The following is a 7,299-nucleotide window of genomic DNA, read 5'->3' as shown; positions in this document are numbered from 1 at the left end:
TTGACCTGTTCCTTAATAATTGTGTTAGCTGTACGTGGATAAACATAGTCTGAACCAACTAAATATACTTTTTTGCCATATTTATCAGAGAACTTGTCAAAGAGCCAATCCACCGCTGGTTCTGCCTGCTGGTTGGGGACAGCACCTGTATAGAAAATGTTTTTGGAGCATTCCTGTCCCTCGTACTGGATTGGATAGAACAGGAAATGATCTTTTGCTTCATATACAGGCAGCATGGCTTTCCGACTTGCAGAGGTCCAGCCACCAAAAACAACAGCTACTTTGTCAGCATCAATCAGCTTTTGAGACTTTTCAGCAAATGTCGGCCAATCAGAGGCCCCATCCTCTGAAACATATGTGATTTTGTAGCTTTTATCATCGATTTTCACTCCACCTGCTTCATTAATCTCTTTAATAGCCATCTCCTCAGTTTCCTTAAGAGTTGTCTCAGAGATTGCCATCGTTCCACTCAGTGAGTGAAGGATCCCAACTTTGATTTCACCATCGAAATCACCACCTGCACTGTCACTACTGCCGCCACCACCACAAGCAGTGACAGACAGACCCAGCGACGCTGCGGCGATGCCGGCAAATAGACGCTTGGACAACGATGAGCTCATGAGTACCAAAAACAAGAGAAACGACGCTTCAACGTCGGAGTTTGCAAGGTACAGATCAAGAGAAAGATATTCCTGTATCAACAGGAACTTTATTTTAATAAGGAAACCAAATATTTTTCAATTTGGTAGCTGTTGCAACACAAATTCTTCCACGCAATCAAGTCCTTCTTCAGTACGAAGATTGGTAAAGCACCAGGGTCGATTCCTCCGCATCCTTAATGTGTCCTGTTCCATGACTCCGAGGTCAGCACCAACGAAAGAGGCCAGATCGATCTTGTTAATGACTAATAAATCAGACCGTGTAATTCCAGGTCCACCTTTACGAGGAATCTTGTCTCCAGCCGCTACATCAATTACATAGATACAAAGATCGACAAGTTCAGGACTAAAACTGGCCGCAAGATTGTCTCCACCGCTTTCAACCATCACCAGATCAAGTCCAGGAAATTGATGCTCCAGTTCACTCACAGCAGCTCGATTGATGGAGCAGTCTTCTCGTATCGCCGTATGGGGGCACCCCCCGGTTTCAACCCCACGGATACGCTCGGGCTCCAATGCACCTGAGCGCGTGAGGAATTGAGCATCCTCTTGCGTGTAGATGTCATTGGTCACAACTGCTAATTGCAGGCGATCACGCAATCTCCTGCAAAGCGCTTCCACGAGTGCTGTCTTGCCTGAGCCCACCGGACCGGCGACTCCAAGCCTGAGTTTGCTGCTCATCAGCTCCGGAACAAACGTGAATACAACTCAGCATGAGCCAACTGGGCGAGCCCTGCACCAACACCACCACACCAAAGCGCGTGCGGATCTTGATCTTTTAAAACACTCGCCTGATCACGAATCATCGGCAACAGTCGCTGCTGAATCCGTTGGGCCGTGGTGGGACCCAGCGGCACCAAGCGGACCGCCGCACTGAGCTGATTTGCAACCCAGCCATAGAGATAACCCTCAACCATCTCCAGCTCAGAAATCTTCCACGACAGGGCAGCCCAAGCCCAGGCCGCAGGCCACGCCAAAACCAATGGCTGAGGCAATGGATGTCCAAGATCAGCCATCAACTTCAGCAAAGAACCACCCATCTGTCCTTGCTGAGCACGCATCTCAGCCGACTCCCTCAAAGCCAGCAACCACCCATCGAGACTGATCAAGTCACTGGGCATTTCTAACCTTTTTTCCTCCCAGCTTTGAAGCTGAACACGCAACGGGGTTAGCGCCGCAGCCTCCAACCTCAATGCACCCCTCTGAAGCTCAGCTTCAATCCACTGTTGAAGATCGAATTCGTTGATCAAAGAACCATCCTGGATCAAGACTTCAAGACCTTCGGAATAACTAAAAGCACCAACAGGCAAAGCAGGGCTTACCAACTGCAATAACGCAAGCGATGTCATGCGTGCTGATGGGCGATATAAGCACCGCCTTCCGGCATGAATGAACGACAACACCGTGTCAGCTTCAATCCACGACCCTTAAGCATGGTTTCGAGTACGGAGTCATTCAGTAACAACAGCTCATCCTCATGCAACTCAAGTGCCACATGGCGATTCCCTAGGTGATAGGCAGCCTCCAGCAATGCCAGCGGCGTTGCTGCTTCCACCCGCAACAACTCCTCAAGAGCAGCGGTTACCAAAACATGCACCTGCTCATGCGCATCGGTGAGGCGATCACCAGGCATCAAGGCTCGCTCGCGCGGCAGCTGCAACAACACGTCTCGACCACAAGCAGTTCGACGACGTCCACGCAGCACCGTGCGCTGATCCGCGCTCAACGGCAACTCCATCACAGCGAGGGAGCCGTTCGGCCACGGCTCTTCAGACAAGAGGCGATGGTCCAACACGGTCAAGCCAACATCCAAGGGTTCAGACAACCAAAGAGATCACGCCACAAAGACTGCCCAAACAGCACGCCATCATTTGGTAGTCCTTGTTACAGAGCTGAGGAGAGTTGGCGTCGAGCGTGCGTTGATGCAACGACTTGATCCATGGCACGGCACCTGCAACCTGCAGTTTGTTGCGGGCAGCAGTGGCAGTCAATTTCAAGGGGGCTGCACCGCCCCCTTGAAATTAATGCGGGCCGAACGGGGCGAGAACGGGCGTTGCGAGCTGCCACTGCTTCATACCGCTGGTGGCCTTGTGGGGGGAGACCAATTGAGCATCAACCTCGGCTTAAGACCAAACAGTCGCTGCTTACTCACAAGCGTGGCCGCGCAAAAGATCTATGGATCCATAGGTCGAAGCCAGCTCCATCCGCTGGGAACTTGGGCCCGCCAACAGGTCTCGGCAGAGCTTGATGCGGATAGTGATTTGGAATGGCTTCCGCAAGAACTTGTGCTCTATGCCGATGCTTTGTTTGAACAAAACCTCAGCGTCACATTGCCCATGGATGGATCCTTTCTCAGCGCTGAAATTGTGCGTCTCGGACGCACTGCCGCAAACGAAACATTGGGACAGGGATGCTGGAGATCAGACGTTCAAATCCAACGCCAAACGTCTGAGGGAAGGCGTTGGGAACTTGTTGACAGACTCGAAATCAGCGACGACGCGCTGAAGGGGTTCCATGGACTCAATCAACAACCTGTCTTCGGCACCTTGGTTTGGGCTGCACCCTTCCCTCTCCAAACAACCAAGATCAACAACCTCCTCGATGACATTCGCCAAGATCGAAAGGCTCTCGAAGGACAGATGCATTGCGGCGCACTCCCTCAGGGACTGATCGCCCGATACAGCGGCTTCTCCAGTCGAGATGCCCGTTTCTGGTTCAGCAGGATTTGGGCTCGCACCCGTCAAGCGCGAAACCTGGCATCGCCAAAGATTCCCAGGGTCTGGCCTTTACAAGAAAATCCATTGAGGCCATAAGGGTTCACATTGAACATTCCGCTGCTACAGAGCGATAGAAACTAAAAAGAGAGCAAGGTCACCATGCACCTCAGCCCTCAAGAAAAAGACAAGCTGCTGATCGTCACGGCTGCGCTCTTGGCAGAACGTCGTCTCCAGCGCGGCCTCAAGCTCAACCATCCTGAAGCTGTGGCATGGCTCAGTTTCTTGGTTTTAGAAGGAGCACGCGATGGGAAGAATGTGGCCGACCTCATGCAGGAAGGCAGCACATGGTTAAGCCGCGACCAGGTGATGGAGGGCATTCCAGAGTTGGTCGATGAAGTCCAAATCGAGGCTGTATTTCCCGATGGGACCAAGCTCGTGACCCTGCATGACCCCATTCGCTAAGGCTTCTTCTAATGGCACCCCTCATCCCCGGTGAATTGTTACCGGAACCCGGCGAACTTGAACTCAACGCCAACAGAGAGGTCACGACCCTCACCGTTGCCAACAGCGGAGACCGCCCCGTGCAGGTGGGATCCCACTTCCATTTCCAAGAAGCCAATGCAGCCTTGATCTTTGACCGTGACGCTGCACGCGGTCAAAGGCTTGACATCCCAGCCGGTACGGCCATTCGCTTCGAGCCAGGTGACAACCGCGACGTGAGTTTGATCCCGTTTTCTGGAGCACGCCGCGTGGTCGGTTTTAACGGAAACATCAACGGACCCCTCGACGCCTGATTCATGCCCTATCGCATCTCCCGCCAGGCATACGCCGAAACCTATGGGCCAACCACTGGAGACCGCATTCGTTTAGCGGATACCGAACTCATCCTCGAAGTGGAAAAGGACTTCACCACCTACGGCGATGAGGTGAAGTTTGGCGGCGGAAAGGTGATTCGCGATGGCATGGGCCAATCTCAAACCTCCCGGGCTGGAGGAGCCGTTGACACCGTGATCACCAATGCCCTCATCCTTGATTGGTGGGGCATCGTCAAAGCCGATATCGGCCTCAAAGATGGCCGCATCGTTGGCATCGGCAAGGCAGGGAACCCCGACATCCAGGGAGGCGTCAGCATCGTGATCGGGCCAGGCACGGAGGCCATTGCCGGTGAAGGACACATCCTCACGGCAGGTGGCATTGACACCCACATTCACTTCATCTGCCCCCAACAGATTGAAACAGCTCTGGCCAGCGGGGTAACCACACTCATGGGCGGTGGCACGGGACCCGCCACCGGAACCAATGCAACCACCTGCACCCCGGGTGCATTTCACATCAGCCGAATGCTGCAGGCAGCAGAAGGACTTCCCGTGAACCTGGGCTTTTTCGGTAAAGGAAACGCCAGCACTCCAGAAGCCTTGGAGGAACAAGTACGAGCGGGAGCCTGTGGACTAAAGCTTCATGAGGATTGGGGCACCACACCTGCCGCGATCGATGCCTGTCTGTCCGTTGCTGACCACATGGATGTGCAGGTTTGCATCCACACCGACACGCTCAATGAAGCCGGTTTCGTGGAAGACACCATCGCAGCCATCAAGGGACGCACGATTCATACCTTTCATACCGAAGGTGCCGGAGGCGGGCATGCGCCAGACATCATCAAAATCTGCGGAGAAGCGAACGTGCTGCCAAGCAGCACCAACCCAACCAGGCCCTACACCCGCAACACTCTCGAGGAACACCTCGACATGTTGATGGTGTGCCATCACCTTGATCCAAAAATCCCAGAGGACGTGGCCTTTGCAGAATCACGCATCCGCCGCGAAACCATTGCTGCTGAGGATATCCTTCACGACCTCGGCGCCTTCTCGATCATCGCTAGCGACTCCCAAGCAATGGGACGCGTGGGAGAGGTGATCACACGCACCTTCCAAACAGCCCACAAAATGAAGGTTCAACGCGGCGCCTTACCAGAAGACTCAAGCCGAAACGACAACCACCGCCTCAAGCGCTACATCGCCAAAGTGACGATCAATCCGGCAATCGCCCATGGCATCAGCAGTCAGGTGGGTTCCGTGGAAACAGGCAAACTCGCCGACCTCGTGCTTTGGAAACCAGGATTCTTTGGAATACGACCTCAACTCGTTATCAAAGGCGGGTCAATCGTCTGGGCCCAAATGGGGGATGCCAATGCCTCAATCCCCACGCCTGGTCCAGTCCACGGCAGACCGATGTTTGCTGCCTTCGGCAAAGCGCTTGCACCCAGTTGCCTCACCTTCATGAGCGATGCGGCCATGAACGACAACATCCAAAGCAAGCTTGGACTGAAACGCACCTGTATTGCCGTAGAAAATACGCGTGACGTTGGCAAAAGTGATCTGAAGCTCAACTCTGCACTACCAAACATGAGCGTGGATCCACAGACCTATGAGGTGTTCGCCGATGGCGAGCTCCTAACCTGCGAGCCAGCGGAGGAGTTGCCCCTCGCCCAGCGTTATCTGCTGCTGTGACCACCACCCTGTTGGTGATCCAGCACGTTGATCGCGAGGGACCTGACTTAATTGGCACCCTCGCCATCGAGCGGGGAATGACGATCAAAATCCTGCGACCAAACCGAGGCGATACCCTCCCCGATCCCAGCACCTGCCCAAACACAATCGCGTTAGTGCTGGGAGGGCCGATGGGGGTGAACGATCGCCACCGGTCCAACCTGACCTGGCTTCAAAACGAACTTGATTGGCTCGTGGAATGGCACCGACAGAGGAAACCGGTCATCGGCATTTGCCTCGGCGCGCAACTGCTGGCCGTTGCAGCGGGAGGAACCGTTGAACCGCTGCAGGTTGGAGAACCACCCCAACCGCTGCGGGAGGTGGGCATCGGTGCGATCCACTGGGTAATCGATCCGAACGACGATCCCTGGCTACGGGGGCTCCACGTGAGCGAGCCCGTTCTGCATTGGCATGGCGACCGTATTCGCCTACCTGTCGAGGCCAGCCTGCTGGGCTCATCTCTGCACTGCCCGGAGCAACTCTTCCGAATCGGCGACCATGCCGCAGGAGTGCAGTGCCACTGGGAGGTCAGCGCAGAATCACTGAAGCGCTGGATCGCTGAAGACCAGGACTACGTAGTGGGCGCCCTAGGCCGCGATGGGCCTGCCCTACTGAAGCAACAGTGGACCACCATCGGAGCAACGCTTGAACGCCGCGGCCGGATTGCCATGGGTCAAATCCTGACGGACTTGACGAACCAGTTCAACACAGAAAACAAGACTTTTTTATAAGTTTGTATCGAAGCAAGCGCCAAGGATTTGCCAAGAATCAAATACTTTTGCCGTATCAACTGATACGCAGCGTTCACCTCGCTCCCTTACGAGGCGCAGTTCGACTCAGGCCATGGAACGGGGACCTGAGCTTGCTTCGTGGAACTTCTTATGACCACTCTTCTATACCGGGGCCACACCTACCAGCAACACAATGACGCAGCACACCAAGCCAATGTGCAGCTCAACTATTGCCGCAGTGTGAGTGTGTATCCAGCTCATAAGGTAAAAGCCCAGAAAACATCCATTCAACTGACGTACCGCGGTCTCTAATACGTCCGCTGAATCGTCCGGTTCAATATGCGCAGTTCTGACAACTGATCGCGCAACTATTGCGCCCAGAGATCCTGACTGCGCTCATTGATCTCCATAGGTTCGCCCACCGCTTGATCGAGATAGTCCACTCGCAAATCGAGCAATACGTGATCGATACGACCAAAAGGCAGAAGCCAAGCTTGAGTTAAAGGAACGATCCAGGAATCAGTAACAAACAACACCTGAGCAAGAGGCACTCCAGTTTTTGGATACCCCCCAACAACTGTTAGTGAGATGTTCAAGGAATACAGGCCATCGCATGGATATGACGAGTATTTCTGCAGGAAGCAGG

The 7,299-nt window shown here is 54.1% G+C and carries 10 protein-coding genes and 1 pseudogene; 6 read left to right on the top strand and 5 right to left on the bottom strand.

Going from position 1 to position 7,299, the window contains the following annotated elements:
- The 4 genes from NCN04_RS05685 to ureE all read right to left on the bottom strand — a co-directional run.
- On the bottom strand, positions 1–620 hold a 620-nt coding region (locus NCN04_RS05685; RefSeq protein WP_250395450.1), incomplete at its 3' end, for a transporter substrate-binding protein.
- A 117-nt stretch (positions 621–737) separates the two neighbouring features.
- The gene (gene ureG, locus NCN04_RS05680; protein ID WP_250395449.1) at positions 738–1,340 is read right to left on the bottom strand and encodes an urease accessory protein UreG; all 603 of its coding nucleotides are present in this window, start codon (positions 1,338–1,340) and stop codon (positions 738–740) included.
- Positions 1,340–2,008, bottom strand: coding sequence for an urease accessory protein UreF (locus tag NCN04_RS05675; protein ID WP_250395448.1), 669 nt, complete (start codon positions 2,006–2,008; stop codon positions 1,340–1,342). Before NCN04_RS05675 ends, ureG begins: the two co-directional genes overlap by 1 nt.
- Positions 2,005–2,472 (bottom strand): urease accessory protein UreE, encoded by a 468-nt coding sequence (ureE, locus tag NCN04_RS05670; RefSeq protein WP_011620762.1) that lies wholly within the window; start codon positions 2,470–2,472, stop codon positions 2,005–2,007. The genes NCN04_RS05675 and ureE overlap by 4 nt, the downstream gene beginning before the upstream one ends.
- A 109-nt stretch (positions 2,473–2,581) precedes the next feature.
- Here ureE and NCN04_RS05665 point away from each other — a divergent pair, with 109 nt between their 5' ends.
- The 6 genes from NCN04_RS05665 (at position 2,582) to NCN04_RS05640 (ending at position 6,965) form a co-directional block, all read left to right on the top strand.
- Complete coding sequence (locus tag NCN04_RS05665) at positions 2,582–3,472, top strand: urease accessory protein UreD (protein ID WP_250395447.1); 891 nt, start codon at positions 2,582–2,584, stop codon at positions 3,470–3,472.
- A gap of 63 nt (positions 3,473–3,535) precedes the next feature.
- Positions 3,536–3,838, top strand: a complete 303-nt coding sequence (locus NCN04_RS05660; protein ID WP_011620764.1) for an urease subunit gamma — start codon at positions 3,536–3,538, stop codon at positions 3,836–3,838.
- An 11-nt stretch (positions 3,839–3,849) separates the two neighbouring features.
- Positions 3,850–4,170 (top strand): urease subunit beta, encoded by a 321-nt coding sequence (locus tag NCN04_RS05655; RefSeq protein WP_250395446.1) that lies wholly within the window; start codon positions 3,850–3,852, stop codon positions 4,168–4,170.
- 3 nt (positions 4,171–4,173) lie between these two features.
- Positions 4,174–5,883, top strand: a complete 1,710-nt coding sequence (gene ureC / locus NCN04_RS05650; protein WP_250395445.1) for an urease subunit alpha — start codon at positions 4,174–4,176, stop codon at positions 5,881–5,883.
- Positions 5,880–6,653, top strand: a complete 774-nt coding sequence (locus tag NCN04_RS05645; RefSeq protein WP_250395444.1) for a type 1 glutamine amidotransferase — start codon at positions 5,880–5,882, stop codon at positions 6,651–6,653. Before ureC ends, NCN04_RS05645 begins: the two co-directional genes overlap by 4 nt.
- A gap of 150 nt (positions 6,654–6,803) precedes the next feature.
- Entirely contained in the window at positions 6,804–6,965 is a 162-nt protein-coding gene (locus NCN04_RS05640) for a DUF4278 domain-containing protein (RefSeq protein ID WP_250395443.1), read from the top strand.
- Between the two features lie 56 nt (positions 6,966–7,021).
- Here NCN04_RS05640 and NCN04_RS05635 read toward each other — a convergent pair.
- Positions 7,022–7,299, bottom strand: a pseudogene (locus tag NCN04_RS05635) (hypothetical protein); the annotation flags it as partial.

Origin of the sequence: Synechococcus sp. MU1655, from assembly GCF_023630655.1 — a bacterium.
In the GTDB taxonomy this organism is placed as follows: domain Bacteria; phylum Cyanobacteriota; class Cyanobacteriia; order PCC-6307; family Cyanobiaceae; genus Synechococcus_C.
Note: the sequence above shows the minus strand (reverse complement) of the source record. Positions and strands in the feature narration are given on the sequence as shown.

What these genes read in the sequence shown, in the direction of transcription:
- ureG (WP_250395449.1), bottom strand. Translation starts at nt 1,340, where the DNA reads ATGAGCAGCAAACTCAGGCTTGGAGTCGCCGGTCCGGTGGGCTCAGGC.
- NCN04_RS05675 (WP_250395448.1), bottom strand. Translation starts at nt 2,008, where the DNA reads ATGACATCGCTTGCGTTATTGCAGTTGGTAAGCCCTGCTTTGCCTGTT.
- NCN04_RS05665 (WP_250395447.1), top strand. Translation starts at nt 2,582, where the DNA reads ATGCAACGACTTGATCCATGGCACGGCACCTGCAACCTGCAGTTTGTT.
- NCN04_RS05660 (WP_011620764.1), top strand. Translation starts at nt 3,536, where the DNA reads ATGCACCTCAGCCCTCAAGAAAAAGACAAGCTGCTGATCGTCACGGCT.
- NCN04_RS05655 (WP_250395446.1), top strand. Translation starts at nt 3,850, where the DNA reads ATGGCACCCCTCATCCCCGGTGAATTGTTACCGGAACCCGGCGAACTT.
- ureC (WP_250395445.1), top strand. Translation starts at nt 4,174, where the DNA reads ATGCCCTATCGCATCTCCCGCCAGGCATACGCCGAAACCTATGGGCCA.
- NCN04_RS05640 (WP_250395443.1), top strand. Translation starts at nt 6,804, where the DNA reads ATGACCACTCTTCTATACCGGGGCCACACCTACCAGCAACACAATGAC.